Consider the following 26,671-nt stretch of genomic DNA (forward strand, 5'->3'; position numbering starts at 1 on the left):
TCTTCCGCCGGGATGCGTGGCACGGCTGAGATGCCGACGCCGCGCGCGTTACGGTGAGCCGTGCCCGCCATCTCAAAGGTCCTCATCGCCAACCGCGGTGAGATCGCCGTGCGCATCGCCCGCGCCTGCCGGGATGCCCGCATCGGCTCCGTCGCCGTCTACGCCGACCCGGATCGGGAGTCGCTGCACGTGCGCGTCGCCGACGAGGCCTTCGCGCTCGACGGCTCCCGCGCCCAGGAGACGTACCTCGACATCGGCAAGCTGCTCGACGTGGCCCGCCGGTCCGGCGCCGACGCCGTGCACCCCGGCTACGGCTTCCTCGCGGAGAACGCCGACTTCGCCCGGGCCGTGATCGACGCCGGGCTCGTGTGGATCGGCCCGCCGCCCACCGCCATCGAGCAGCTCGGCGACAAGGTCAGCGCCCGCCACATCGCGCTACGCGCCGGCGCCCCGCTGGTGCCCGGCACCCCCGACCCGGTGGCCGACGTCAAGGAGATCCACGCCTTCGCGGAGCAGCACGGCCTGCCGGTCGCGATCAAGGCGGCCTTCGGCGGCGGCGGCCGCGGCCTCAAGGTCGCCCGCCACGCCTCGGAGATCGACGAGATGTTCGAGTCGGCGGTGCGCGAGGCCACCGCGGCGTTCGGCCGCGGCGAGTGCTTCGTCGAGCGCTACCTCGACTCCCCCCGCCATGTGGAGACCCAGTGCCTCGCGGATGAGCACGGGACCGTCGTGGTGGTCTCGACGCGCGACTGCTCGTTGCAGCGCCGCCACCAGAAGCTCGTCGAGGAGGCGCCCGCGCCGTTCCTCACCGATGAGCAGCGCAAGCAGCTCGTGACCTCCTCCGTCGCGATCCTGCGTGAGGCGGGCTACGTGGGCGCCGGCACCTGCGAGTTCCTCGTGGGGGCCGACGGGACTGTGTCGTTCCTCGAGGTCAACACCCGCCTGCAGGTCGAGCACCCGGTCACCGAGGAGATCAGCGGCGTCGACCTGGTGCGCGAGCAGCTCCGCATCGCGGCGGGCGAGCCCCTCGGCTACGACCACGTCGAGACGCGCGGGCACTCGATCGAGTTCCGGATCAACGGCGAGGACCCGTCCGCCGGGTTCCTGCCCGCGCCGGGGCGCTTGTCCACGCTGCGCTTCCCCTCCGGCCCGGGCGTGCGCGTCGACTCCGGGGTCGTCGAGGGCGACACCGTCTCCGGGGCCTTCGACTCGATGATCGCCAAGCTCATCGTCACGGGCGCCACCCGCGAGCAGGCCCTCGAGCGGGCCCGTCGCGCGCTCGCCGAGCTGGAGATCGTCGGCATCCCGACGGTCGTCCCGTTCCACCGCGCGGTGCTCGAGGAGGAGGCGTTCGCGCCCGCCGACCCGTCCACGCCGTTCCGGGTGCACACCCGCTGGATCGAGACGGAGTTCGCCGACCGGCTGCCCGGCCTGGTCGGGCAGGGCCCCGCCGCGTCGAACGGCTCCCCGCAGGAGGACCACGACGAGCCGGTCGCGCTGGAGCGCGTGGTCGTCGAGGTCGGCGGCAAGCGGCTCGAGGTCGTCATCCCGGCGTCGCTGGCACGCAGCGTCGGGCGCCCGTCCGCCACGAGCCGTCGCCCGGCGCGGCGCACAGCGGCCCGCGCGGTGGGCGCCAACGGCGTCACGCTGGCCTCCCCCATGCAGGGCACGATCGTCAAGGTCGCGGTGGCCGATGGCGCCGAGGTGGCCGCGGGCGACCTGGTGGTGGTGCTCGAGGCCATGAAGATGGAGCAGCCGCTGCTGGCCCACCGGGCCGGCCGCGTGACTGGGCTGTCCGCCGGCGTCGGGTCGAGCGTCAGCGCCGGCACCGCGATCTGCGACATCGTCGGCTGATCGCATGAGGTCCGACGACCTCAGGAGGCCGCACCACCCGCAGCCCGGCGACGGGTGGGTCGAGTGCGCCTGCGGCCGTCGGCACTGGGGGCTGCACGGCGCGGCCGGCTTGCTGCTCGCACGCCGGGGCCCCGACGGCATGGCGACGGACGTGGTGCTGCAGCATCGGGCCGTCTGGAGCCACCAGGGCGGCACCTGGGGGGTGCCGGGCGGCGCCCGGATGCCCGACGAGACGGCCGTCGAGGCCGCGCTGCGCGAGGCGCAGGAGGAGGCGGGCATCGACCCGGCCTCGGTGCGGGTGCTCGACGAGCACGTGCTCGACCATGGCCCGTGGAGCTACACCACTGTCCTGGCGACGGCCATCGGCGCCGTCGAGCCGCGCCCCACAGACTCGGAGAGCCTCGAGGTCGCCTGGACGCCCGTGGACGACGTCGCCCTGCTGCCGCTGCTCCCGGAGTTCGCCCGCGCGTGGCCCTCGCTGCGCAGCCGACTGGACGGCTGACGCCGCTTTTCCCCGCCGCCCGGCGCCGTCCGCGCGGCTGACCAGGCACGGCACGGCGCCCAGGCGCTGAGGCGAGTCGAGGCCCGCCCCGCGTCGCGGGTACCGTGGCGGCCGTGACAACGCCCGACCGCACCAGCCCGCCCGACGTCGGGACGCCCACCCGGGTGGTCCTGATCGCCCTGCTCTCCACCCTGACGATCGAGGCGGTGCGCGCCAGCGGCCCGCTGCTCGACCGCGCGTTCGCCTCGGGCGTGGTCACGGCCGGCGTCACCGCGCTGACCACCTACGCCGCCGTCGGCCTGGTCGTCGCGGCGCTGCTGCTCGCGACCCGGCGTTTCACCTCGGGCTCCCCCTCCGGCCGCACGGTGCTGGCGGGCACACTCGTGCTGGCGGTGGCCCGGCTCGCCGCGCAGGCCCTCGACGGCGGCGCCCGGTTCGCCGTCGGCCTGGCCACCGCGACAGTGGCCGTCGCCGTCCTCATGCTCGCTGTGGCCTTCGTCGCGGGGCGCCCGCACGGGGCGCGCGCGGCGGCCGTGGGGCTGGCCCTCGGCACGGGCTTCGCCGCGGGACTGCAGCTCGTGCTCGGCACCTGGGACGCCTACTGGCGGCACGGGCCGCTGGGCTGGATCCTCACGATCGCGCTGGTGGGCGGGGCCGTCGCCGTGGCCCGCGTCGTGCGCCGTGACGTCGTGGAGGCGCGCCCCCGGCGGCTGTGGGTGCTGGGCCCCTCGCTGGGGATCGCAGTGATGGTGCTGGCGAACCCCGCGTTCGCGGCGTCTCAGTCGGGCGCCCGGCTCGACGTGGCCGGGCTGGTCGTCGTCGGCGCCTCGACTGTCGCGGTGTGGATGATGCTCGACCCGCAGCGGCTCAACAGCGAGACCCGGGTGCTGGCCGCCGTCACCGTGCCACTCGCCCTGGTCGCGGCGTTCCTCACGCAGGGCACGGGCACGCTCGTGGCCATCGGGGCCCTTGGCGTCGCGGCCCCGGTGACGCTGGTGACCGCGCTCAGCGTGCGCCGGCCCGCCCCGCGCGGCGGCCTGCGGGTCAGCCTCGCGGCCTCCCTCGTCGGGCTCGGGCTGATCATCCCGCTCGCGCTGTACCTCGTCGACTACGACGTGCCGCTGGGCTTCGACAACGCCTGGGTGGTCGTGGCCGCCGGGGTGGCGTTGGCCTGCGGCGGGCTGCGCCGTCGGATGCCCGCGCTGCCGGGCGCCGATCCTGAGACCGCCGCGCCCGAGCCTGCCGCCCCGCGCGCCAACCCCGTGCGGGCGAACGCCGTCCGCCTGCTCGTGATCCCGGCCGTGCTGCTCGCCCTCGTGGGCTGGGCCGTCTCCAGCCCCGCGTCCGCCAGCCAGGACCGCGCGCGCTCCGACGAGCTCGTGCTGCTGAGCTGGAACCTGCACTACGGCGTCGAGCCGGCCACGGCCGTGGACCTCGAGCGCATCGCCTCCGTGATCGAGGAGCACGACCCCGACGTCGTGGCCCTCCAGGAGGTCTCCCGCGGCTGGGTGCTCGGCGGCGGCGTCGACATGGCCACCTGGCTCTCGCACCGCCTCGGCATGGAGTTCGTCTACGCGCCGGCCGCCGACGCCCAGATGGGCAATGCGCTGCTGTCCCGCTCGGCGCTGACCGACACGCAGGTCACCGAGCTGCCCATCGGCGCCGGGCCGCAGCAGCGCTCCGCCATCACGGCCACCGTCACGCTGGCCGACGGATCGCCGATCCGGGTGACGTCGGTGCACCTGCAGCACCGCGACGAGAACACCCCCACCCGCATCGACCAGCTCGAGGCCCTGCTGGCCGCGGAGCCGCACGGCGACGAGCCCGCGGTGATCGCGGGCGACCTCAACGCGGAGCCGGGCTGGCCCGAGCTCGAGCTGCTCGCCGACGACGGCTGGACCAGTGCCGTGGACTCCGCCGGCGACCCCGACGCGCTGACCTTCCCCAGCGACGACCCGCAGGTGCGGATCGACTGGGTGCTGGGCGCGGGCGTCGAGTTCAGCGACGTGCGGGTGCTCACCGGCGAGGGGTCGTCCGACCACCTGCCGATCGTGGCGCGCGTCCGGGCCGCTGGCTGAGGGCTACCCCTCCTGCACGTGGTGCAGCATGCGGGCGACCTCGGCGATCGAGCCGGTGATCGACGGGTACACCGTGAACGCGCTCGCCACGTCGTCGACGGTGAGCCGGTGCGCCACCGCCAGCGTGATCGGGAAGATCAGCTCGCTGGCGCGGGGCGCGACGACCACCCCGCCGAGCACCTGCCCCGCCGGGTGGGCGAAGAGCTTCACGAAGCCGTCCTTGAGGCCGAGCATCTTGGCGCGGGGGTTGCGGGTCAACGGCAGCATGCTCGTCACATACGGCGTGCCGTCACGCTGCAGGCCCGCCTCGCTCGCCCCCACCGTCGCGATCTCGGGCGCGGTGAAGATGTTCGCCGCGACCGCGGGCAGCGCGAGCGGGACCACGGCGTCGCCCAGCGCGTGGGACATCGCGATGCGGCCCTGCATGGCGGCCACCGAGGCCAGTGGCAGCACCCCCGTGACGTCTCCCGCGGCGTAGACGCCCCGAGCGGTTGTCCGCGAGACCTTGTCCACCTCGATGTGCCCGCTCTCCGTGAGCCGCACCCCGGCGCCCTCGAGGCCGAGGCCGGCGGTGCTGGGCGTCGACCCGACGGCCATCAGGGCGTGTGAGCCCTCCACCGTCCGGCCGTCGGCCAGCGTCACCAGCACGCCGTCGGCGGTGCGGCGCACGGACTGCGCGCGCGAGCGGGACATCACTGTCATCCCACGGCTGCGGAACACCTCCTCGATGAGGGCCGCCGCGTCGGCGTCCTCCCCCGGGAGCACCCGGTCGCGGCTGGAGACCAGCACCACGTCGGAGCCCAAGGAGACGTACGCCCCGGCGAACTCGGCCCCGGTGACCCCGGAGCCGATCACCACGAGGCGCTCCGGCAGCGACTTCAGGTCGTAGAGCTGCGTCCAGGTGAGGATCCGCTCGCCGTCGGGCTGCGCGTCCGGCAGCACCCGGGGGGTGGCGCCGGTGGCGATCAGCACCACGTCCGCCTCGAACACGTGCTCCCCGCCGCCGGCCTCCTGCGCGAGGACGCGCTGCGGCCCGTCGAGCCGCGCGCTGCCGATCACCACCCGGACGCCCTCGCGGTCGAGCCGGGCGCGGATGTCCTGGGACTGCGCGGCCGCGAGCGCGAGGACGCGCGCGTTCACCTCGTCCAGGTCGACGCGGTGGCGCTCGGACTCCGTGGGGCCGTCCGCGGCGACTCCGGCCGCGCCGGGCACGTCGAGCCGGATGCCCAGGTCGGGGGCCCGGTCCGCGATCGTCATCCACTCGGCCGTCGCGATCAGGGTCTTGGACGGGACGGCGTCGGTGAGCACCGCGGCGCCGCCGAGCCCGGTCCGCTCGACCACTGTGACCTGGGCGCCCAGCCGGCGCGCGACGAGCGCCGCCTCATATCCGCCAGGGCCGCCGCCCACGATGACGACACGGCTGGCCTGCAGGTCATGAAGGGGGGTGTTCACGCCCCCATTGTGCCGTCCTGCCCCGTCCGCGCAGGTCGGAAGGACCTGGCGCGGCGCTGGCGCGGTGTCGGCTCGGCGCCGGGGCGGCGCAGCCTCGGGCGCGCGCCGCGTCGCGGGCGAGATCAGGCGGCGCGGCCACTAACCTCGACGCATGTCTGAACTCGACGACCCCCGCACCGACCCCTTCGACGTGGCCCGCCTGGCGGCCGAGCACCTGGCGCGGGTGACCGGCGTCGAGCGGCATGACATCGCGCTCGTCCTCGGCTCCGGCTGGGGCGGCGCCGCCGACCTGCTGGGCGAGACGGTGGCCGAGGTCCCCAGCCACGAGATCCCCGGCTTCTCCGCCCCCGCGGTGCCCGGCCACGTCGGCACCACCCGCTCCATCCGGGTCGCCGGGGAGGACGGGGCGCCGGACCGCCACGTGCTGGTCATCGGCTCCCGCACGCACCTGTACGAGGGGCGCGGGGTGCGCCGCGTCGTGCACGGCGTCCGCACGGCCGCCGCCGCGGGCGCGCACACCATCGTGCTGACCAACGGCTGCGGCGGCCTGAACCCGGACTGGGCGCCCGGCACCCCCGTGCTCATCCGCGACCACATCAACCTGACGGCCACGTCGCCGCTCGAGGGCGCGACGTTCGTCGACCTCACCGACCTGTACGCGCAGCGCCTGCGCGATCTGGCCCGCACCGTCGACCCGAGCCTCGACGAGGGCGTCTACGTCCAGTTCCGGGGGCCGCACTACGAGACCCCCGCAGAGGTCACGATGGCCGGCCGCATGGGCGGCGACCTGGTGGGCATGTCCACCACCCTCGAGGCCATCGCCGCCCGGCAGGCCGGCATGGAGGTGCTGGGGCTCTCCCTCGTGACGAACCTCGCCGCCGGCATCAGCCCGGTTCCGCTGTCCCACGCGGAGGTCATCGAGGCCGGCCAGGCCGCGGGCCCGCGCATCAGCGCGCTGCTCGCCTCGATCGTGCGCCGCCTGGACGACGCGTCGGCGACGCCGTCGGTAGATTGAGCGACATGGCGACCGCCGACGCATGGCCCCAGGTGCAGGACAGGGTGCGAGCCTGGATCGCTGACGATCCGGACCCCACCACCGCCGCCGAGCTCGCGGAGCTGCTCGCGACCGCCGGCGCCTCCCTTGAGGAGGTCGAGGCGGGACGTGTCCCCGGCAGCGACCTCCCGCCCGAGCAGGAGCAGCTCGTCAGCGATGTCGAGCGCGCCCGCGCCGAGCTCGAGGACCGGTTCGCGGGCACCCTGCAGTTCGGCACCGCCGGCCTGCGGGGCGCCATCGCAAGCGGCCCCAACCGGATGAACCGCGCTGTGGTGATCCGGGCCGCCGCGGGCCTCGCCGGCTACCTGCGCGCCCAGCTCCCCGCCGCCCGGCCCGCGCCGCGCGTCGTGATCGGGTACGACGCCCGGCACCGCTCCGCCGACTTCGCCCGGGACACCGCCGCCGTCATGACGGCCGCGGGCATCGAGGCACTGATGCTCCCCGCGCCGCTGCCCACCCCCGTGCTGGCCTTCGCCGTCCGCCACCTGGGCGCCGACGCCGGGGTCATGGTCACGGCGAGCCACAACCCGCCGCAGGACAACGGCTACAAGGTGTACCTCGGCGGCCGGGTCGCCGCCGGCGGGGCGCAGGGCTCGCAGATCGTGCCGCCCGCCGACGCGGAGATCGCCGCGGAGATCGCCCGCGTCGAGTCCGTCGCGTCGGTGCCGCGCGCCGACTCCGGCTGGACGGTGCTGGGCCCCGAGGTGCTCGACGAGTACGTCGCCGCGGTGCTGACCCTCGCCGACCCGAGCGAGCTGGCCCGCGTCCAGGCGAGCGACCTCAGGGTCGTGCTGACGCCGCTGCACGGCGTGGGCGGCGCCGTGGCCCACCGGGTGCTGGCCGCCGCCGGGTTCAGCGACGTCACGCTGGTGCCCGAGCAGGCCGACCCCGACCCCGACTTCCCCACCGTCGCCTTCCCCAACCCGGAGGAGGCCGGCGCGATGGACTACGCGCTGGGCCTCGCACAGGACCGGGACGCGGACCTGGTGCTGGCCCTCGACCCGGACGCCGACAGGTGCGCCGTGGCCGTCGACGACCCCGCCTCACGCACCTACCGCGGGCCGGGCACCGCGGCCGCGGACGGCTGGCGGATGCTGCGCGGCGACGAGGTGGGCGCCCTGCTGGGCGCGCTCGCCGCCGGCGCCATCGACGGCGTGGGCACGTTCGTGGCCGGCACGCCCGACGACCGCGAGCTCGTGTTCGCCAACTCGATCGTCTCCTCGCGGCTGCTCGCGGAGATCGCGCAGGCCGCCGGGGCACGGCACGAGGAGACCCTCACGGGCTTCAAGTGGATCTCCCGCGTGGACGGCCTGGCCTACGGGTACGAGGAGGCGCTCGGGTACTGCGTCGACCCGGCGCATGTGCGGGACAAGGACGGCATCTCCGCCGCGCTGGTCATCGCGCAGCTCGCGGCGACGCTCAAGGCCAACGGACGCACCCTCGTCGGGGTGCTGGACGACTTGGCCCGCGACCACGGCCTGTACGTCACGGACCAGCTCTCCGCGCGCTTCACGGACCTCGCGCAGATCCCCGCGACGATGGCCCGGCTGCGGGACAACCCCCCGGCCACGCTGGGCGGCTCCCCCGTGACGAAGGTCGTCGACCTGGAGGCGGGCACCGACGCCGAGCGCGGCGGGCTCCCCCCGACGGTGGGGCTGCGCCTGCTCGCCGAGGACGGCACCCGCGCGATCGTGCGGCCCAGCGGCACCGAGCCGAAGGTGAAGTGCTACCTCGAGGTGATCGTCGAGGTCGGCGAGCACGCCAGCGAGGCGAAGATGATGAGCGCACGCCAGCACGCGCGCGACCGGCTCGACGCGGTGCGCCGCGACCTCGAGGCCGCCCTCGGCCTCTAGGTCGGAAACGGCCGAGACGCACAGCAGCCGGCGGCCCCGTTGACCGGGCCGCCGGCTGCTGTCATGTGCGGGTCGTGCCGCCGGCTCAGTAGCCGGAGTCGGCCTCCAGGCCGGCCAGCACGGCGGCCGTCCCCGACAGGCCCAGGCGCGTCGCGCCCGCCTCGATCATCGCGAGCGCGTCGGCGCTGGTGCGCACCCCGCCCGACGCCTTGATGCCGAGGCGTCCGCCCACCGTCGCGTGCATCAGCTCGATGGCGTGCACGGTGGCGCCCCCGGCCGGGTGGAAGCCCGTGGAGGTCTTGACGAAGTCCGCGCCCGCGGCCTCGGCCGCCTGGCACACCGCGACGATCTCCTCATCGCTCAACGCCGCCGACTCGATGATGACCTTGAGCACCACAGGCGCCGGGGCTGCCGCGCGCACCGCGGCGATGTCCGCCTGCACCGACGCGAACTGCCCGGCCTTGGCCGCGCCCACGTCGATGACCATGTCCACCTCGTCGGCGCCGTCGACCACCGCGCGGGCGGCCTCGGCGGCCTTGACCTCGCTGTGGTGCTTGCCGGACGGGAACCCGCACACCGTCGCGACCTTCAGGCCGCCCGCGTCGAGCGGCAGGAACGACGGCGAGACGCACACCGAGTACACGCCCAGGCGCTGCCCCTCGGCGATGAGCGCCGCGACGTCGTCCGCCGTGGCCTCCGGCTTGAGGAGCGTGTGGTCGACGTACTGGGCCAGGGTCGTCGGGTCGATGTTCGTGGTCATGCGCGGTGCCTCCCGCTGCCGTTCTGCGAATAGGCCGGGAGGATCACCCGGTCGATCAGGTCGCGCCGCTCGGGCAGCGCGAGGAAGGAGTGCTCGGCGGCGGTGACCGTCACGTCGCGCAGGTCGTCGAGGGTCCAGCCCGCCTCCGCCGCCAACAGGGCGAACTCGCGGGTGAGCGAGGTGCCGGACTGCAGGCGGTTGTCGGTGCTGACGGTCACAGCGAAGCCGAGCCGCCGCAGCGTCGTCACCGGGTGCTCGGCGATGGACCGCGCGGCGCCCGTCTGCAGGTTCGAGGACGGGCACAGCTCAAGCGGGATGCGCCGGTCCAGCACCCACTGCGCGAGCCGTCCGAGCCGGGCATGGGGCATGCCGTCCGGGCCCGTCGTGACGGTGATGTCGTCCATGATCCGCACGCCGTGGCCGAGGCGCAGGGCCCCCGCGACCTGCACGGCCTCGGCGATGGACTCGAGCCCGGCGGCCTCCCCGGCGTGCACCGTCACGGGGAAGCTGGCCTCGCGCAGCATGCGGAACGCCGACGCCTGACGTGACGGCGGGAAGCCCTGCTCGGCCCCGGCGATGTCGAATCCGACCACGCCGCGGTCACGGTTCGCCAGGGCGAGCGCGGCGATCTCGTCGCCGCGGTCGGCGTGCCGCATCGCCGTCAGCAGCGTGCCGACGCGGATCTCGCGGCCGTCCTCGGCGGCCAGGGCGACGCCCTCGTCGAAGCCCGCCTGCACGGCGTCGACGACCTCCTGCAGGCTCAGGCCACCCTGCAGGTGCTGCTCGGGCGCATACCGCTGCTCCGCGTAGACGACGCCGTCGGCGGCCAGGTCGAGCACGGCCTCGCGGGCGACGCGCCGCAGGTTGTCAGCCGTCTGCATGACGGCGACGGTGTGCGCGAACGTCTCCAGGTAGCGCTCGAGGGAGCCCGAGTCGGCGGCCTCGACGAACCAGCGCGCCAGGGCGTCCGGGTCCGCGGCTGGCAGCTCGTGGCCGGCCTCTCGCGCGAGCTCCACGATCGTCGCGGCCCGCAGCCCGCCGTCGAGGTGGTCGTGCAGCAGCACCTTGGGCAGCACGGCGATCTGGTCGGCGGCGAGGGTCATGGTCCCACCGTAGTGGTCGGTGGGGACTGCTCCGATCAGGGGTAGTCGTCGCGCTCGTCGGGCGGGACCTCACGGGTCTGCTCGGTCACGTCGGCCACATTCGCCTTGTCCTCGAGGTCGGGCCGCGGCGCGTCGGGGCGGTACTCCTCGACGACGCCGGCCGCCGGGTCGACGACCGTCACGTCGGTGGCCGCCTCCTCGTCGCGCAGCTCGTCGGAGGCCTGCTCGTCGTCGATCTCGTCGAGCTCGAACGGCGAGGGGTCCGCCTCGGTGGTGTCGCGCAGCGATGGCCGCGTCAGGCCTGCGTCACGCCAGGAGTCCTTGCCGGGCACGGTGCTCATGATTCCTCCCGGGGGATGAGGACGGCTCGTGCGGTTCCATCGTGGACCGCCCCGGCGGCCTGTGCCAACAGGACAGAGCGGTCATCCCCCGCGGATCGCGCCCGCGTCGGCCTCAGGCCCGCCGCACGGGCAGCAACGCCCAGCACACATGCGACCAGCCGCCGTACGCCGCGCGCGGGACTCCCCCGTCGAGCACGGCCTCCTCGGGCAGCACCAGCTCCCGGCCGGTGGACGGCTCGTAGAGCCGCAGGCCTGCGGCGTCCGCCCCGGTGAGGAGCACGACGTGGCGGGGCACGGCGGCGGCCAGCCCGTGGGACGTGTCCCCGCCGGTGTACAGCGGCACGGGAACCCCGTGGGCGAGCGAGCGCCGGGCGCGGGCCAGCACGGCGCGCACCTCGTCGGGTCGGGTGTCGTCGACCATCACCGAGCGGTAGGCGACGCCCAGCCCACCGGCGCACACCTCGGTGGCGACACGCGCGGCCCCCCACGGCGGGGTGCCCAGGGCCGTCGGCCAGGGCAGCGCCCCGAGCAGCGCGCGCCGGGTGCCGCGCACGTGCAGGGCGGCTTGGAGGGCGGCCAGTCGCCCCTGCGGCCCAGAGGACACCGGCGCGACGCCGTCCAGCGCCGCGGGCTCCTCGCCGACGTGCTCGCCGGTGACCAGCCAGAGCGCCAGCGCCGGGTCCGCCTGCGCGGCGAGCATGGCCAGCACGGCGGCGCCGCAGGACGTCTCGTCGACCTGGCGGGCGGCCGCGGTGCCGAAGCGCAGCACGTCGGCGCCCGGGGCCGGTCGCAGCGGCTCGACGACCTGCCATGCCTCCCGGTCGGTCAGCCGCGCGACGCGGCCAGCCAGCTCGGCGGCGCCGTCCGGGGCGAGGCCGGCTCGGACGGCACGGGCCCGCACGAGGTCGGCTGCGGGGCGGCTCGAGCGCGCCAGCACGGCGGCGGCCGGCTCGTGGCCGGCCGCCGACTGCACGCACGGGACGCTGCGCCCGCGCAGCGCGCGCAGCGCGCTCGTGAGCTGCACCGCCGTGAGCCGCGCCGCCGTGAGCCGCGTCGAGGTGGGCGTCACTCGCCGATGCGGTCGATGAGCAGCGGGCGCGCAGCCACCTCGGCGCCGTCGGCCTCGATGCGCACAGCGCCCTCGAGCGCCTCGCGGGCCCGGCCGAAGCGCTCCGGGGTGTCCGTGTGCAAGGTGAGCAGCGGCTCCCCCGCGCGCACCCGGTCGCCCGGCTTGGCGTGCAGCTCGACGCCAGCGGCGGCCTGCACCGGGTCCTCCTTGCGGGCCCGGCCGGCGCCGAGCCGCCAAGCCGCGACGCCCACGGCGTACGCGTCCAGCCCGGTCAGCACGCCATCGGAGGCCGCGAGCACCTGCTCGGTCTCCCGCGCGACGGGCAGGGGCGCGTCGACGTCGCCGCCCTGCGCCGCGATCATGCGCCGCCACACGTCCATCGCGCGCCCGTCGGCCAGGGCGGCCGCCGGGTCGGCATCGGGCTGCCCGGCGGCGGTGAGCATCTCGCGGGCCAGCGCCACGGTGAGCTCCACGACGTCGGCGGGGCCGCCCCCGGCCAACACCTCGACCGACTCGCGGACCTCGAGGCCGTTGCCGGCGGTGAGCCCCAGCGGCGTCTCCATGTCCGTGATCAGCGCGACGGTCCGCACCCCGGCGTCCACGCCCAGCTCCACCATGGTGCGGGCGAGCTCGCGGGCCCGGTCGATGTCCTTCATGAAGGCGCCCGAGCCGACCTTCACGTCGAGCACCAGCGAGCCGGTGCCCTCGGCGATCTTCTTGCTCATGATCGAGCTGGCGATGAGCGGGATGGCCTCGACGGTCCCGGTGACGTCGCGCAGCGCGTAGAGCTTGCGGTCGGCGGGGGCCAGCCCGGATCCGGCCTGGCAGATGACGGCGCCGACGTCCTCGAGCTGGCGCATCATCTCGTCGTTGCTGAGCGCGGCCCGCCAGCCAGGGATGGCCTCGAGCTTGTCCAGCGTGCCGCCGGTGTGCCCCAGGCCACGGCCCGAGAGCTGCGGCACCGCGACGCCGAACACGGCGACCAGGGGCGCCAGCGGCAGCGTGATCTTGTCGCCGACCCCGCCCGTCGAGTGCTTGTCAGCGGTCGGGCGGGACAGGCCCGAGAAGTCCATCCGCTCGCCGCTCGCGATCATCGCGGCCGTCCAGCGGGAGATCTCCGCGCGGTCCATGCCGTTGAGCAGGATGGCCATGGCGAGGGCCGACATCTGCTCCTCGGCCACGGCGCCGCGGGTGTACGCGTCGATGACCCAGTCGATCTGCCCGTCGCTCAGGCGACCGTGGTCGCGCTTGGCACGGATGACGTCGACGGCGTCGAACTGCTCGCTCATCGGGCTGCCCTCTCCACGAGGTCGTCCGGCCCGAACGCGTCGGGCAGCACCTCGGTCATCGGCTTGATGCCGCTGACGGTGTCCACCAGCAGCGACGGGCCGCCGTGCTCCCACAGGAGCTGGCGGCAGCGGCCGCAGGGCATCAGCGCGTTGCCGTGCTGGTCCACGCACGCGAACGCCACCAGGCGCCCGCCGCCGCTCACGTGCAGCCCGGAGACGAGCGCGCACTCGGCGCACAGCGTCAGGCCCAGCGACGCGTTCTCCACGTTGCAGCCCACGACGATGCGGCCGTCGTCGACCAGTGCCGCGACGCCCACGGGGAACTTCGAGTAGGGCACGTAGGCCCGGGTCATGACGTCCCGCGCGGCGGCGCGCAGGGCGTCCCAGTCGATCTGGGGGGTCTGGCTCATGTCACTCACTCCACTATCGCTTGTCGCACGTCTCACTTGACGTACGGGACGCCCTCGGCGGCCGGGGCGCGCACGCGTCCCACCAGGCCGGCGACGGCGAAGATGGTCACCACGTACGGGGTCATCAGCATGATCTGGCTCGGGATCGGGGTGCCGATGATGCCGAGCACCACCTGCAGGTTGTCCGCGAAGCCGAACAGCAGCGCCGCCGCGAGGGCGCCCATCGGGCTCCACCGGCCCAGGATCATCGCGGCCAGGGCGATGAAGCCCTTGCCGCCCGTCATCTCCTTGCCGAACGCGAGCCCGGCGGCCACGGTGAAGAACGCCCCGCCCAGCCCGGCGACGGCGCCGCCCAGCATCGTCGCGCGGACCCGGGTGCGGTTGACCTTGATGCCGACGGTGTCCGCGGCCTTCGGGTGCTCGCCGACGGCGCGCAAGCGCAGGCCCCAGCGGCTGCGGAACACCATCACCTGCAGCAGCGCCACCACCACGTACATGACGTAGACGAGCGCCGTCTGCCGGAACAGCACCGGGCCGATCACGGGGATCTGCGAGAGCAGCGGGATCTCGATGGTCGGCAGCTTCGGCGGGGAGTTCCACGTCGCGGCGTTCACCTTGAGCACCGTGGAGAACAGGTAGCTGGTGACGCCGACCACGAGCACGTTGAGCACCACGCCGACGATGATCTGGTTGACCAGGTACTTCACCGAGAAGAACACGAGGATCAGGCCGACCAGCGCGCCGGCGATGGGCGCGGCGATCAGGCCCGCGTACGCGCTGTGCGTCAGCGAGGCGACGACCGCCGCCGCGAAGGCGCCGGCGAGCAGCTGGCCCTCGATGGCGACGTTGATGATGCCCGAGCGCTCGCACAGCACACCCGCCAGCGAGCCGAACACGAGCGGGATGGCCAGGAACAGCGAGCCCTGCAGCAACCCCGTGATCGGCAGCGGCTGCGCCTTGCCCGCGACGGCCCACGTGAGGAACGCGAGCACGAACACCACGCCGAACAGCACGGGCAGCCACACGCCCGTCTTGCGGCGGCTGCGGGTGAGCCACAGGGACACCGCCGCGAGGGCGAGCCCGATCAGCGAGAGCACGATGGCCGTGGACTTCGACGGCACCGTCAGCGGGTCGATCTGGAAGAAGTCCTTGGACGTCGCGAACGTGAACGTCGTCGTCCGGCCCGCAGCCGGCAGCAGCCCGAACAGGACCAGCGACGCCAGCGCGGCGACCCCGTACCCGATGGGCGCCTTCCAGTTGATCGGCGGCAGCGGCTTGCCCGCGTCGGGGGCGGGGCTCGCGGCGGGCCGCGAGGGTGCGGTCACGGCGCTCACGCTGCGGCCTCCTTGGTGGCGAGGACGCCGGGTCTGACCGCGCCTGGGGAGGGCAGTCGGAACACAGCGCGGACGAGCGGCGGCGCCGCGATGAACAGCACGATCAGCGACTGCACGACGAGCACGATGTCGATGGGCGTGCCCGTGCGGGCCTGCATCGAGTACCCGCCGGCGCGCAGCGCCCCGAAGAGCAGGCCCGCGAACACGGTGCCCAACGGCTTGGAGCGGCCGAGCAGCGCCACGGTGATGGCGTCGAAGCCGAAGCTGGCGGCGACGCCGGCGGTGAGCACCTTCTCAGTGCCCAGCACCTGGGCCGATCCGCCGAGCCCGGCCAGCGCCCCCGCGATCACCATGACCCACACGTAGCTGGCCTCGACGGACATGCCGGCGGTGCGGGCGGCGTGCGGGTTGGAGCCCACGGCGCGGAACTGGAACCCGATCGTCGACCGGTTCATCAGCCACCACACGCCCACCGCCGCGGCGAGCGCGAGCAGGAACCCGGCGTGCAGGCGGAAGCCGGTGCCGAGCAGCAGCGGGTACACCGCGCTGGACTCGACCGGCGGCGAGATCGGGTTGTTGCTGTTCCCGCGCTGGAACGCCGACGTGGTGAGCAGGTAGCCCACCAGGTAGATCGCGATGTTGTTGAGCATGATCGTGACGATCACCTCGTTGGCGCCCGTGCGTGCCTTGAGCACACCGGCGATGCCCGCCCAGATGGCCCCGCCCAGCGCCGAGCCGATCACGGCGAGGAGCAGGTGCAGCCCGACGGGCAGCTCGAATGTGAAGCCGATGTAGCCGCCGAGGACGGCGCCCATGATGATCTGCCCCTGGGCGCCGATGTTGAACAGGCCGGCGCGGAAGCCGATGCCGAGGCCGAGGCCCGCGAAGATCAGCGGCACGGACACCGTCATGGTCTCCGTCAGCGGGCGCACGGCCCGGGCGAAGGTCGTGGCGCCCGGGTCGACGATGGCGCCCTGGAACAGCGCCGTGTACGCCTGGGACACAGCCACCCACGCCGCGTTGAGCAGGTCCATGGGCCGTGCGAAGAAGTAGCTGGCGGCGGCCTGCACCTCGGCGTCGGCCGCGGCGATCAGCACCGCGCTGATCACCAGTGCGAGCACGATCGCCAGCACAGTGACGAGCCAGCTGCTCTCGAGCATCTCGCGGAGGGCGTTCTGGCCGCGGGACGGGGGCCGCTCGACCCCGGTGTCTCCCGGGACCGGGACGGCCGCGTCCCGCAGCGGAGCGGACTCGCTCACGTGAGGTCCTCCTCGGAGGGGTCGGTGTCGGCCGCGGCGTCCGCCTGGCCGAGGGTGGTGCGGTGAGTCGCGACCTGCGCCTGCGCCTCGTCGAGCGGCACGCCGGCCATCATCAGGCCGAGCACGTCGCGGTCGGCGCCGCCGGGGACGATCCCGACGATGGCGCCGCGGTACATCACGAGGATGCGGTCGGCGAGCGCGAGGACCTCGTCGAGCTCGGTGGAGACGATGACCACCGGGGTGCCGAGGTCGCGCTCGGCGACGACCCGGCTGTGCACGAACTCGATCGATCCGACGTCGAGGCCGCGGGTGGGCTGCGAGGCGATGAGCAACCGCAGCGGGCGCGACATCTCGCGCGCCAGCACCACCTTCTGCTGGTTGCCGCCGGAGAGCGTGCCTGCGAACGCGTCCACCGACGGCGTGCGGACGTCGAACTCGACGACCCGCTCACGCGCGCTGGCGGCCACCTTCGCGGGGTCGAACGCGATGCCCCGCGCGTAGGGCGCCTGGTCGTACAGGTCGAGGACGAGGTTCTCGGCGACGGAGAAGTCGGCGATCACCCCGTCGGCGGTGCGGTCCTCCGGCACGTAGCCGACGCCGGCGCGCAGCACCTCGCGCACCGAGCGGCCCACGAGCTCCGCGCCGTCCAGCAGCACCGAGCCGGCCACGGGCTCGAGCAGCCCCATGAGCACCTCGGTGAGCTCGGTCTGCCCGTTGCCCTGCACCCCGGCCACGGCGAGGATCTCCCCGCGGTGCACGTCGAAGCTGACGTCGTCGACCTGGCGCACGCCCGCCGGGTCGATCACTGTGACGCCCTGCACCTGCAACGCGACCTCGCCCGGCGCGGCCGGGTCCTTGTCCACCCCGAGGTCCACCGAGCGGCCGACCATGAGCGCGGCGAGCTCGGTCTCGGAGGATGTGGGCAGGGCGCTGCCGACGACGGCGCCCCGCCGGATGACGGTGATGCGGTCCGCGACGGCGCGCACCTCGCGCAACTTGTGCGTGATGAAGACGATGGAGGTCCCGGCGGCCTTGAGCTGCCGCATGATCTCGATGAGCTCGTCGGTCTCCTGCGGCGTGAGCACCGCGGTGGGCTCGTCGAGGATGAGCACATGCGCGTCGCGGGACAGCGCCTTGATGATCTCGACGCGCTGCTGCGCGCCGACGGGCAGGTCTTCGACCAGCGCGTCGGGGTCCAGGTCGAAGCCGAACCGGTCGGAGATCTCCCGGACCCGCCGCCGCGCCTCGGCGAGGTCGATGATCCCGGCGCCGCGCACGGGCTCATGCCCGAGGGCCACGTTCTCCGCGACGGTGAACACGGGCACGAGCATGAAGTGCTGGTGCACCATGCCGATGCCGGCGGCCATCGCGTCGCCCGGGCCGGTGAACGTCACCGGCTTGTCGTCGACGAGGATCTCGCCGCCGTCGGGCTCGTAGAACCCGTAGAGGACGTTCATCAGGGTGCTCTTGCCGGCGCCGTTCTCGCCCAGCAGGGCATGGATCTCGCCGGGCTCGACCACCAGGTCGATGTGGTCATTGGCCACCAGGCTGCCGAAGCGCTTGGTGATCCCTCGCAGTTCCAGCTTCACGTGCCCCGGCTCCTTCAAAGTTCGTGGTGGTCGACACTAGCGACCAGTGCGGGTGCGTGCCGGGTGGTCAGGCCGATGGCCCGGGCGTTCGCGCCGCCCGGGCCATCGGTGGGTGCTGCGTTCGTCAGCTGTTGGCCGACGGCGAGTCGACCGACAGGTCGCCCGCGATGATCTCCGCCTTGAGCGCCTCGATCGCGTCCGCGAGCTCGGTGGGCACCTTGCCCTCGAAGTCGTGGAACGGGGCCAGGCCGATGCCGCCGTTGGCGAGCGTGCCGACGTAGGCCTCGGAGCTGTACTCGCCGGCCACGGCCTGGTCGACGGTGTCGAAGACCGCCTGGCCGATCTCCTTGATGACCGAGGTCAGGATGAGCGAGGAGTAGTCGGGCGCCGTCTCGAACCAGTCGGCGTCGACGCCGATGATCATGACGTCACCGGCCTCCTTGGCCGCCGCGGCCGCGCCGAGGCCGACCGGGCCGGCGACGGGCATGATCACGTCGACGCCCTGGTCGATGAAGCCCTTGGCGAGGTTCTGGCCGTTGGCCTGGTTCGAGAAGTCACCGGTGAACGAGCCGGTCTGCGTGGCCTTGTCCCAGCCGAAGACCTCCACGGCCGTGCCGTTGTCCTCGTTGTACTTGGCGACGCCGTCGACGTAGCCGTCCATGAAGATCGTGACCGAGGGGAGCGCGATGCCGCCGAACGTCGCGACCTTGCCCGTGGTGGACATGCCGGCCGCGGCGTAGCCCGCGAGGTAGGCCGCCTCCTGCGTGTCGAAGAGGAGCGGCTTGGCGTTGTCGTACGTCACCGGGTTGAAGTCGGCGTCGCTGAAGCCGGAGTCGACGAGCGCGAACTCGATGTCGGGGTTGGCGATCGCCGCCTCCTCGATCGCGTCCTCGAGCATGAACCCGACGCCGATCACGAGGTTGCAGCCCTGCGTCACGAGGTTCGTGACGTTGGGGCCGAAGTCGGTGACGTCCTGCGACTCGACGAGCGCGGTGGTGATGCCGAGCTCGGACTTGGCCCGCTCGAGGCCCTCCGCGCCGGACTGGTTGAAGGACTTGTCGTCGAACCCGCCCTCGTCGGAGACCATGCAGGCCTTGAAGTCGGCGTTCTCCGCGCCGGCGGACGCGGTCGCGTCGTCCTCCGGCGCGCTCCCACATGCCGCGAGAGTGAGGGCGAGCGCCCCACCGAGCGCTGCCACACGGATGATCTTCTTCACGCGACACTCCTGTTGGTCTGGGTCCAGATGCTGTTGGTCGTGACGTCACCGCCCTCGCGACATGACGGTCGGCGAGGGGGACGGGCACGCCATTGACACCCGCAAGCGCATTCTATGGAGGTTCGCTTTCCGGCACGTTACCAAGGGGTAGGCGACCGGTTTCCGTTACAAATTTGGGACCAAGCGCCGAGATGCGGGACGCGCCGTCCCAGCCGGCGGGCAGCCGCCCGGCAACTCGCTCAGTCGGACGTCACAGCGAGCGCAGTGCGCGCCAGCAGCAGCACGCCGGAGTCGATCGCCCGCTCGTCCACCTGGAAGTCGCCCTGGTGCAGGTCGTACGACCGGCCACCAGGAGTCCGGGTCCCGAGCCGCGCCATCGCCCCGGGCACCTTGGTGAGGTACCAGGCGAAGTCCTCCCCGCCCAGCGACTGCTCCGTGAGCTGCACGGCGTCCTCGCCCAGCACGTCGCGCGCTGCCGCCTCGAGGACCGCCACGCTGTGCTCGTCGTTCTCGACCGGCGGCACGCCCCGCAGGTGGCGCACCTCGGCCTCGACTCCATACGGGGCCACCACCTGCTGCACGGCCTCCTGGAACACCGCCGACGCCTGCTCCCACGCCCGCACGTCGAGGCAGCGGAGGGTCCCCCGCGCCGTCCCCACCGCGGGGATCGCGTTCGGCGCGGAGCCGGCCTGCACCGCCCCCCACGTGAGGTTCACACCGGACCGCGGGTCCAAGCGGCGCCCGAGCACCCCGGGGACCTGCGTGATGACCTGGCCCAGCGCGTACACCACGTCAGCGGTGCGGTGCGGGCGGGAGGTGTGGCCCCCCGCGCCCCGCAACGTGACGGTGACCTCGTCGGAGGCCGACGTGATGGGGCCGATGCGGGTGCCGATCCGCCCCGCGTCCACGCGAGGGTCGCAGTGCACGGCGTACACGCGGCTGGCGCCGTCCAGCACGCCCTCGGCGATCGCGTCGAGGGCGCCGCCGGGCTGCACCTCCTCGGCGGGCTGGAACAGCAGCCGGACCCCGCGGGAGAGCCGGCCGGCCGCCGCCAGCTCGGCGAGCACCAGCCCGGCGCCCAACACCACTGTGGTGTGCACGTCGTGGCCGCAGGCGTGGGCCACATGCGGCACGGTTGACGCCCACTCGACGCCCGAGGTGTCCATCACCGGCAGCGCGTCCAGGTCGGCGCGCAGCACCACGCGCCGCCGATCACCCTCGGCGACGCCCGGTCCGATGTCGCAGATCAGCCCCGTGCCCGGCAGGAGCTTCGGCGTGAGCCCCGCCAGCCGCAGGCGCTCCGCGACCTTCGCCGTGGTGCGCTGCTCGAGGCGGGACAGCTCGGGATGCGCATGCAGGTCTCGCCGGAAGTCGACGAGCTCGGAGCGCAGGGCGGCGACACGGTCAGCGAGGTGGAAAGCGTCTTCGGGCACGTCGCGAGGGTAGTCCGCTTGGCTGGGACAGCGCCCTGCGAGCAGACGACCGGGCTGCTCAGAGCAGGTCCTCGCGCCCCCGCTCGCGCCACCCGTCGACACCGGCCTTGACCTGCTGGGCCCGCTCCAAGGTCGTCACCAGCAGCGCGTCCGGGGTGTCCACGACCACCGCGTCGGGCACGCCGATCACCGTGACCGCGCGCCCGGAGGCCGGCGCCACCAGCGTGCCCGCGGCGTCGATGCGCAGCACCAGCGACTCGTCGCCCAACGTGCGGGCCGACGCGTCGGACTGCGCGGGCAGCAGCTCGGCGAGCGACGCGAAGTCGCCCACGTCGTCCCAGGTGAAGTCGCCCGGCACCACTGCCACCCCGCCCGCGGCGGCGACCGGCTCGGCGATCGCGTGGTCGATGGCGATCCGGGTCAGCGTGGGCCACACCCGGCCCAGCACCTCGTCCCGCTGCGGGGTGTCCCATGCGGCGGCGATCTCGCGGAGCCCGTCGTGCAGCGTCGGCAGCTGCGCGTGGAGGTGGTCGAGCAGGGCGCGCGCCCGGACGATGAACATGCCGGCGTTCCAGCGGTACTCCCCCGTGGCGAGGTACTCCGCGGCGGTCTCGGCGTCGGGCTTCTCCGTGAACCCCTGGGCGTGGCGGACGCTCGGCGCGCCCTCGACGCCCAGCGGGGCGCCGGACCGGACGTAGCCGAACGCGGTCGACGGCCCCGTCGCCGCGATGCCCACCGTCACGACGTAGCCCGCGCGGGCGGCCTCGACACCCTCCCGCACGGCCCTGCCGAACTCCTCGGCCCCGTCGATCACCTGGTCGGCCGCGAACGACCCGAGCACGACGTCGCCGTGCCGCTGCTCGAGCACCGCCGCCGCCAGGCCGATCGCGGCCATGGAGTCGCGGGGCGACGGCTCGGCGAGCACGTCCTGCGGGCGCACCTCCGGGAGCTGCGCCTGCACTGCGGCCTGGTGCCGGGCGCCGGTGACGACCATGACCCCGCCCTCGCCGGTGAGCGGCAGCAGCCGGTCGACGGTGCCCTGGAGCAAGGTGCGCCCGGTGCCCGTCAGGTCGTGCAGGAACTTCGGCGCGCCCGCGCGCGACAGGGGCCACAGGCGGGTTCCAGCCCCGCCCGCCGGGACGACGGCGTGGAAGCCGGGGATCACGTCAGTCATCGGGCCAGGGTAGCCATCACCAGCGGCGCGCCGGCCCAGCGGCGACTGCCCGGGGACTGCTGTGGACTTGGTCACATTGCGTCATCACCCCGTGCGCCACGGTCCGCACTCGCCGCGGGCGGACGCGTCGTGTCACTAGAGTGGCCAGCGAAAAGGACAGTGTTGTCCCTCATCCGACTGCCAGGAGGCTCTCCACGTGCCCACCGCACCGGCCGGCACGCTCTACCGAGGGCGTGAAGGCATGTGGTCGTGGGTCGCGCACCGCGTGACCGGCGTCCTCATCTTCTTCTTCCTGCTCGTCCACGTGCTCGACACGGCGTTGGTCCGCGTCTCCCCGGAGGCGTACAACGCCGTCATCGGCACGTACAAGAACCCCATCATGGGCCTCGGCGAGGCCGGCCTCGTCGCCGCCATCGTCTTCCACGCCTTCAACGGAGTGCGGATCATGCTCGTCGACTTCTGGGTCAAGGGACCGAAGTACCAGCGGGTCATGCTGTACGTCGTGCTAGGGCTGTTCGTCGTGACCATGGCCGGCTTCCTGCCGCGCCACCTGGGCCACGTCTTCGGGGGCGCCTGATGACCACCATCGCCGAGCCGCGGTCGCCTCGCGCGCCCCGCAGCGGCCGCGCCACCACGCGCGGCAACTTCGAGTTGTACGGCTGGATCTTCATGCGGGTGTCAGGCGTCGTCCTGATCGTCCTCATCTTCGGGCACCTGTTCGTCAACCTGGTGCAGGGCGAGGGCATCAACGCCGTCGACTTCGGCTTCGTCGCCGGTAAATGGGCGTCGCCGCTGTGGCAGATCTGGGACCTGCTCATGCTGTGGCTCGCGATGATCCACGGCGCCAACGGGGTGCGCACCATCATCAACGACTACGCCGAACGGGACGGTGTGCGCCTCGCGCTCAAGGCCGCCCTGGTCGCGTCGCTCGTCGTCGTGGTGGTGCTCGGCACCCTCGTCATCTTCACGTTCGACCCGTGCCCGCCCGAGAGCCCGGCGAACCTGCTCCCCTCGTTCTGCTCCGCCTGACCGCCGGCGCCGCCCGCCCCTCGCGGCGGGCGGCGCCGGCGCGTCTCGCACCGAACCGCCACAGGAGGCATCGACACCGATGCAGACCCATCAGTACGACGTCGTGATCGTGGGCGCAGGCGGCGCGGGGATGCGCGCCGCCCTCGAGTCCTCCGGCCGCACCCGCACGGCCGTCATCTCCAAGCTCTACCCGACGCGCTCCCACACGGGAGCCGCGCAGGGCGGCATGTGCGCCGCCCTCGCGAACGTCGAGGAGGACAACTGGGAATGGCACACCTTCGACACGGTCAAGGGCGGTGACTACCTCGTCGACCAGGACGCCGCCGAGATCATGGCCAAGGAGGCCATCGACGCGGTGCTCGACCTGGAGAAGATGGGCCTGCCGTTCAACCGCACGCCCGAGGGCAAGATCGACCAGCGCCGGTTCGGCGGCCACACCCGCAACCACGGCGAGAGCGCCGTGCGCCGCTCGTGCTACGCCGCGGACCGCACCGGCCACATGATCCTGCAGACGCTGTACCAGCAGTGCGTCAAGCAGGACGTGGAGTTCTTCAACGAGTTCTACGTGCTCGACCTGCTGCTCTCCCACGACCTCGTCGACGGCGACGTGCCGGAGGGCGAGGACGTGGCCGTCAGCGGCGTCATCGCCTACGAGCTGGCCACCGGGGAGATCCACCTGTTCCGCGCCAAGTCCGTGGTCCTGGCCACCGGCGGCGCCGGCAAGATCTTCAAGACGACCTCCAACGCCCACACCCTCACCGGTGACGGCATGGCGCTGGCCTACCGCCGCGGCCTGCCGCTCGAGGACATGGAGTTCTTCCAGTTCCACCCGACAGGCCTGGCGGGGCTGGGCATCCTGCTCTCCGAGGCCGCGCGCGGCGAGGGCGGCATCCTGCGCAACTCGGATGGCGAGCGCTTCATGGAGCGCTACGCCCCCACCATCAAGGACCTCGCGCCCCGCGACATCGTCGCCCGGTCGATGGCCCTGGAGGTCCGTGAGGGACGCGGCGCGGGCCCGAACAAGGACTACGTGCTGCTCGACCTGACGCACCTGGAGCCCGCGCACATCGACGCGAAGCTCCCGGACATCACCGAGTTCGCGCGCACCTACCTGGGCATCGAGCCGTACACCGAGCCCATCCCCGTCTACCCGACGGCGCACTACGCGATGGGCGGCGTGCCGACCAACGTCACCGCCGAGGTGCTGCGCAACAACACGGACGTGGTCAAGGGCCTGTACGCCGCCGGCGAGGTCGCCTGCGTGTCCGTGCACGGCTCCAACCGGCTGGGCACCAACTCGCTGCTCGACATCAACGTGTTCGGCAAGCGCGCGGGAATCGCCGCCGCCGCCTACGCCGCCACCGCCGAGTGGGTCGAGGTCCCCGAGGACCCGGAGAGCGGCGTGGTCGCCGAGCTCCTGGAGATGCGCGAGCGCCCGTCCGGCGAGCGCGTGGCCGACGTGCGCCGCGACCTGCAGCAGACCATGGACACCAACGCGCAGGTGTTCCGCACCGAGGAGTCGCTGCTCCAGGCGCTGGCGGACGTCCGCGAGCTGCAGGAGCGGTACACGAACGTCTCCGTGCAGGACAAGAGCAGCACGTTCAACACCGACCTGCTCGAGGCCCTCGAGCTGGGCTTCCTGCTCGACATCGCGGAGGTCGTCGTCGTCGGCGCCCTCAACCGCAACGAGTCCCGCGGCGGGCACTTCCGCGAGGACTACCCGGACCGCGACGACGCCGGCTACATGAAGCACACGATGGCCTACCGCCGACGCCCCGGCGTGCTGGCCCCGTCCGAGCCGGTGGCCGTGGCCATCGCCGCCGCTGCCACGCCCGGCGCCGAGGGCGCGGTGCTGACCGCGGACCAGGGCGGCGAGCTCGTCGACGTCCTCAGCGGGCCGGGATCGGCCGCGCCCGGCGCCTTCGACGTCAGCCTCGGGTACAAGCCCGTGGTCATGACCCGGTACCAGCCGATGGAGCGTAAGTACTGATGACTGCCACCCTCGACGCCGCGGTCTCCGAGACCACCGAGATCGGCGCGGTCCCCAGCTTCGACGTGACGCTGCGCATCCGCCGGTTCCTGCCCGACACCCACGGGGACGACGCCTACTGGGAGGAGTTCACGGTCACGGCCCACGGCACAGACCGGCTCCTGGACGCCCTGCACAAGGTCAAGTGGGAGCACGACGGGTCGCTCACGTTCCGCCGGTCCTGCGCGCACGGCGTGTGCGGCTCGGACGCCATGCGCATCAACGGGCGCAACCGGCTCGCGTGCAAGGCCCTGCTCAAGGACCTCAACCCCGGCAAGCCGATCATCGTCGAGCCGATCAAGGGCCTGCCCGTGATCAAGGACCTCGTGGTGGACATGGAGCCGTTCTTCGCCTCCTACCGCGAGATCATGCCGTTCCTCATCACCGAGGGGAACGCGCCGACCAAGGAGCGCCTGCAGTCCGCCGCCCAGCGCGAGCGGTTCGACGACACCACCAAGTGCATCCTGTGCGCGGCGTGCACGTCCTCCTGCCCGGTGTTCTGGACCGACGGGCAATACTTCGGCCCCGCCGCGATCGTCAACGCGCACCGGTTCATCTTCGACAGCCGCGACGAGGGCGGCGCGCAGCGCCTGGAGATCCTCAACGACAAGGAGGGCGTGTGGCGCTGCCGCACCACCTTCAACTGCACTGAGGCGTGCCCGCGCGGCATCGAGGTCACCAAGGCGATCCAGGAGGTCAAGCGGGCGATGATCACCCGCGCCTTCTGACCTGGGCTGTCAACGCGACGAGAGCGCCGTCCCACCCGGGCCGGCGCTCTCGTCGCGTCGCGGGCCGCCGCGACGGCCAGGGCTCACGCCGACGCGGCGGCGGCCTCGGTGTCGTCCTCGGCGGCCACCGCGGGCGGGTCAGCCGTCCACGCGGCGGCCAGCAGCACGATGCGCGACATCAGGTTGACCCACACCAGCAGCGTCACCACGGCGGCGAACGAGGCCAGCAGGGCGTTCCGGTCCGCGCCCCGGGCCACCAGCGACGTGCCGGCGATGCGCATCGCCCCCAGTCCGACGGCGGCGATCAACGCCCCGCCCAGCAGGTCCCGGAACGGCGGGCGCTGCCCCGCGAGCACCCAGACGATCAACATGAACGTGCCGACGTCCACCACGAAGCCCGCCGCGACGACGAGCACCTGCACGACGGCGCCGGCGCCCTCCGTCACCCCGAAGAACCGCAGCACGCTGTCGGCCAGGGACGACGCGGCCACGCTGAGCACCGCCGAGAGCAGCACCGCCAGGGCCAGCCCCACGAAGCCGGCCAGGTCGCGCGCCTTGCCGAGCAGCGCGTTCTCCGGCATCTTCCCGGCGTCGAACATGGCCCGCACGGCAGTGCGCAGCGACGACAGCGCCGACGTCGCGCTGACCAGCAGCACCACGGCGGCGATGAGACCGGTCAGGTTCAGGCCGGTGCTGAGCTGCAGGGAGTCCGGCTCCAGCAGCCCAGAACCCGAGCCGGTGTCGACGAGGCCCGGCAGATTCGCCGCCACCGCGTCCAGCATGTCCTCGCGCAGCGCGTCGTTGCTGCCCAGCACCGCCATGAACACGGTGTACCCGATCGTCAGCCCGGCGAAGACGGAGAACAGCGTGGCGTAGGCGATCCCACCCGTCAGCACACCACCCCCGGCGGCCCCGAACCGGGCGTTCGCGCGCGCCGCGCGCGTCTGGTTCCACCAGGCCACCACTCGGCGGATCCAGGCGGTGAGGGCCGTCACCCGGCCCCGCAGCCCTCCGGGGGAGCCCTGGGGCCCCGCAGCCGCACTCTCGGTGGCGGACGCCTTGACGTGCGCCTGACCTGCACCGATGGGCGTGTGGGGGTCCGACTGGGCGATCAT

General features: G+C 73.4%; 23 protein-coding genes. 9 read left to right on the forward strand and 14 right to left on the reverse strand.

Going from position 1 to position 26,671, the window contains the following annotated elements; all coding sequences use genetic code 11:
- Positions 1–60 precede the first annotated feature (60 nt).
- The 3 genes from QUV83_RS15455 (at position 61) to QUV83_RS15465 (ending at position 4,434) form a co-directional block, all read left to right on the forward strand.
- Positions 61–1,854, forward strand: coding sequence for an acetyl/propionyl/methylcrotonyl-CoA carboxylase subunit alpha (locus tag QUV83_RS15455; protein WP_289565817.1), 1,794 nt, complete (start codon positions 61–63; stop codon positions 1,852–1,854).
- A 4-nt stretch (positions 1,855–1,858) separates the two neighbouring features.
- Positions 1,859–2,356 carry an NUDIX hydrolase gene (locus QUV83_RS15460; RefSeq protein ID WP_289565818.1) on the forward strand — a complete coding sequence of 166 codons (498 nt, stop codon included), beginning with the start codon at positions 1,859–1,861 and terminating at the stop codon, positions 2,354–2,356.
- A gap of 113 nt (positions 2,357–2,469) precedes the next feature.
- Complete coding sequence (locus QUV83_RS15465; RefSeq protein WP_289565819.1) at positions 2,470–4,434, forward strand: endonuclease/exonuclease/phosphatase family protein; 1,965 nt, start codon at positions 2,470–2,472, stop codon at positions 4,432–4,434.
- A 3-nt stretch (positions 4,435–4,437) separates the two neighbouring features.
- Here QUV83_RS15465 and QUV83_RS15470 read toward each other — a convergent pair whose 3' ends face one another.
- A complete protein-coding gene (locus QUV83_RS15470; RefSeq protein WP_436231933.1) occupies positions 4,438–5,886 on the reverse strand; it encodes an NAD(P)H-quinone dehydrogenase in 1,449 nt (482 codons plus the stop codon).
- Positions 5,887–6,037: 151 nt separating this feature from the next.
- On the opposite strand from QUV83_RS15470, the gene QUV83_RS15475 reads away from it, so the two are divergent.
- Both QUV83_RS15475 and QUV83_RS15480 read left to right on the forward strand, forming a co-directional pair.
- Entirely contained in the window at positions 6,038–6,901 is an 864-nt protein-coding gene (locus QUV83_RS15475) for a purine-nucleoside phosphorylase (protein WP_289565820.1), read from the forward strand.
- Between the two features lie 5 nt (positions 6,902–6,906).
- Entirely contained in the window at positions 6,907–8,793 is a 1,887-nt protein-coding gene (locus QUV83_RS15480; protein WP_289565821.1) for a phospho-sugar mutase, read from the forward strand.
- A gap of 85 nt (positions 8,794–8,878) precedes the next feature.
- Here QUV83_RS15480 and deoC read toward each other — a convergent pair whose 3' ends face one another.
- The 12 genes from deoC to QUV83_RS15540 all read right to left on the reverse strand — a co-directional run bounded on the left by deoC (position 8,879) and on the right by QUV83_RS15540 (position 21,770).
- Positions 8,879–9,553 carry a deoxyribose-phosphate aldolase gene (gene deoC / locus QUV83_RS15485; protein WP_289565822.1) on the reverse strand — a complete coding sequence of 225 codons (675 nt, stop codon included), beginning with the start codon at positions 9,551–9,553 and terminating at the stop codon, positions 8,879–8,881.
- The gene (locus tag QUV83_RS15490) at positions 9,550–10,656 is read right to left on the reverse strand and encodes an adenosine deaminase (RefSeq protein WP_289565823.1); all 1,107 of its coding nucleotides are present in this window, start codon (positions 10,654–10,656) and stop codon (positions 9,550–9,552) included. The genes deoC and QUV83_RS15490 overlap by 4 nt, the downstream gene beginning before the upstream one ends.
- A gap of 35 nt (positions 10,657–10,691) precedes the next feature.
- A complete protein-coding gene (locus QUV83_RS15495; protein ID WP_289565824.1) occupies positions 10,692–10,997 on the reverse strand; it encodes a hypothetical protein in 306 nt (101 codons plus the stop codon).
- Between the two features lie 112 nt (positions 10,998–11,109).
- Complete coding sequence (locus QUV83_RS15500; protein WP_289565825.1) at positions 11,110–12,066, reverse strand: hypothetical protein; 957 nt, start codon at positions 12,064–12,066, stop codon at positions 11,110–11,112.
- Positions 12,063–13,355, reverse strand: a complete 1,293-nt coding sequence (locus QUV83_RS15505) for a thymidine phosphorylase (RefSeq protein ID WP_289565826.1) — start codon at positions 13,353–13,355, stop codon at positions 12,063–12,065. The genes QUV83_RS15500 and QUV83_RS15505 overlap by 4 nt, the downstream gene beginning before the upstream one ends.
- Positions 13,352–13,765 (reverse strand): cytidine deaminase, encoded by a 414-nt coding sequence (locus QUV83_RS15510; RefSeq protein WP_289565827.1) that lies wholly within the window; start codon positions 13,763–13,765, stop codon positions 13,352–13,354. The genes QUV83_RS15505 and QUV83_RS15510 overlap by 4 nt, the downstream gene beginning before the upstream one ends.
- 32 nt (positions 13,766–13,797) lie before the next feature.
- Positions 13,798–15,099, reverse strand: coding sequence for an ABC transporter permease (locus QUV83_RS15515; protein WP_436231934.1), 1,302 nt, complete (start codon positions 15,097–15,099; stop codon positions 13,798–13,800).
- Complete coding sequence (locus QUV83_RS15520) at positions 15,096–16,358, reverse strand: ABC transporter permease (protein ID WP_436231935.1); 1,263 nt, start codon at positions 16,356–16,358, stop codon at positions 15,096–15,098. The genes QUV83_RS15515 and QUV83_RS15520 overlap by 4 nt, the downstream gene beginning before the upstream one ends.
- A complete protein-coding gene (locus QUV83_RS15525) occupies positions 16,355–17,947 on the reverse strand; it encodes an ABC transporter ATP-binding protein (protein ID WP_289565828.1) in 1,593 nt (530 codons plus the stop codon). The genes QUV83_RS15520 and QUV83_RS15525 overlap by 4 nt, the downstream gene beginning before the upstream one ends.
- 124 nt (positions 17,948–18,071) lie before the next feature.
- Complete coding sequence (locus QUV83_RS15530; protein WP_289565829.1) at positions 18,072–19,163, reverse strand: BMP family lipoprotein; 1,092 nt, start codon at positions 19,161–19,163, stop codon at positions 18,072–18,074.
- A 239-nt stretch (positions 19,164–19,402) separates the two neighbouring features.
- Positions 19,403–20,596 carry an amidohydrolase gene (locus tag QUV83_RS15535; protein WP_289565830.1) on the reverse strand — a complete coding sequence of 398 codons (1,194 nt, stop codon included), beginning with the start codon at positions 20,594–20,596 and terminating at the stop codon, positions 19,403–19,405.
- Positions 20,597–20,654: 58 nt separating this feature from the next.
- Positions 20,655–21,770 carry a mannose-1-phosphate guanylyltransferase gene (locus QUV83_RS15540; RefSeq protein ID WP_289565831.1) on the reverse strand — a complete coding sequence of 372 codons (1,116 nt, stop codon included), beginning with the start codon at positions 21,768–21,770 and terminating at the stop codon, positions 20,655–20,657.
- A gap of 196 nt (positions 21,771–21,966) precedes the next feature.
- Here QUV83_RS15540 and sdhC point away from each other — a divergent pair, with 196 nt between their 5' ends.
- The 4 genes from sdhC to QUV83_RS15560 all read left to right on the forward strand — a co-directional run bounded on the left by sdhC (position 21,967) and on the right by QUV83_RS15560 (position 25,556).
- Positions 21,967–22,347 (forward strand): succinate dehydrogenase, cytochrome b556 subunit, encoded by a 381-nt coding sequence (gene sdhC / locus QUV83_RS15545; protein WP_289565832.1) that lies wholly within the window; start codon positions 21,967–21,969, stop codon positions 22,345–22,347.
- On the forward strand, positions 22,347–22,799 hold the full coding sequence (gene sdhD, locus QUV83_RS15550) for a succinate dehydrogenase, hydrophobic membrane anchor protein (RefSeq protein ID WP_289565833.1): 453 nt from the start codon (positions 22,347–22,349) through the stop codon (positions 22,797–22,799). Before sdhC ends, sdhD begins: the two co-directional genes overlap by 1 nt.
- 79 nt (positions 22,800–22,878) lie before the next feature.
- Positions 22,879–24,789, forward strand: coding sequence for a succinate dehydrogenase flavoprotein subunit (gene sdhA / locus QUV83_RS15555; RefSeq protein ID WP_289565834.1), 1,911 nt, complete (start codon positions 22,879–22,881; stop codon positions 24,787–24,789).
- On the forward strand, positions 24,789–25,556 hold the full coding sequence (locus QUV83_RS15560) for a succinate dehydrogenase iron-sulfur subunit (protein WP_066584734.1): 768 nt from the start codon (positions 24,789–24,791) through the stop codon (positions 25,554–25,556). The genes sdhA and QUV83_RS15560 overlap by 1 nt, the downstream gene beginning before the upstream one ends.
- An 83-nt stretch (positions 25,557–25,639) precedes the next feature.
- Here the strand turns inward: QUV83_RS15560 and QUV83_RS15565 are convergent, their stop codons facing one another.
- Entirely contained in the window at positions 25,640–26,671 is a 1,032-nt protein-coding gene (locus QUV83_RS15565) for a YihY/virulence factor BrkB family protein (protein WP_289565835.1), read from the reverse strand.

Origin of the sequence: Cellulomonas cellasea (assembly GCF_030372105.1) — a bacterium.
GTDB lineage: Bacteria > Actinomycetota > Actinomycetes > Actinomycetales > Cellulomonadaceae > Cellulomonas_A > Cellulomonas_A cellasea_A.

Bases quoted from the DNA above. Each gene is read 5' to 3' on its own strand.
- QUV83_RS15540 (WP_289565831.1), bottom strand. From the start codon at position 21,770: ATGACTGACGTGATCCCCGGCTTCCACGCCGTCGTCCCGGCGGGCGGG.
- deoC (WP_289565822.1), bottom strand. From the start codon at position 9,553: ATGACCACGAACATCGACCCGACGACCCTGGCCCAGTACGTCGACCAC.
- QUV83_RS15505 (WP_289565826.1), bottom strand. From the start codon at position 13,355: ATGAGCGAGCAGTTCGACGCCGTCGACGTCATCCGTGCCAAGCGCGAC.
- QUV83_RS15475 (WP_289565820.1), top strand. From the start codon at position 6,038: ATGTCTGAACTCGACGACCCCCGCACCGACCCCTTCGACGTGGCCCGC.
- sdhA (WP_289565834.1), top strand. From the start codon at position 22,879: ATGCAGACCCATCAGTACGACGTCGTGATCGTGGGCGCAGGCGGCGCG.
- QUV83_RS15490 (WP_289565823.1), bottom strand. From the start codon at position 10,656: ATGACCCTCGCCGCCGACCAGATCGCCGTGCTGCCCAAGGTGCTGCTG.
- QUV83_RS15460 (WP_289565818.1), top strand. From the start codon at position 1,859: ATGAGGTCCGACGACCTCAGGAGGCCGCACCACCCGCAGCCCGGCGAC.
- QUV83_RS15480 (WP_289565821.1), top strand. From the start codon at position 6,907: ATGGCGACCGCCGACGCATGGCCCCAGGTGCAGGACAGGGTGCGAGCC.
- QUV83_RS15510 (WP_289565827.1), bottom strand. From the start codon at position 13,765: ATGAGCCAGACCCCCCAGATCGACTGGGACGCCCTGCGCGCCGCCGCG.
- QUV83_RS15560 (WP_066584734.1), top strand. From the start codon at position 24,789: ATGACTGCCACCCTCGACGCCGCGGTCTCCGAGACCACCGAGATCGGC.
- QUV83_RS15565 (WP_289565835.1), bottom strand. From the start codon at position 26,671: ATGATCGCCCAGTCGGACCCCCACACGCCCATCGGTGCAGGTCAGGCG.
- QUV83_RS15495 (WP_289565824.1), bottom strand. From the start codon at position 10,997: ATGAGCACCGTGCCCGGCAAGGACTCCTGGCGTGACGCAGGCCTGACG.
- sdhD (WP_289565833.1), top strand. From the start codon at position 22,347: ATGACCACCATCGCCGAGCCGCGGTCGCCTCGCGCGCCCCGCAGCGGC.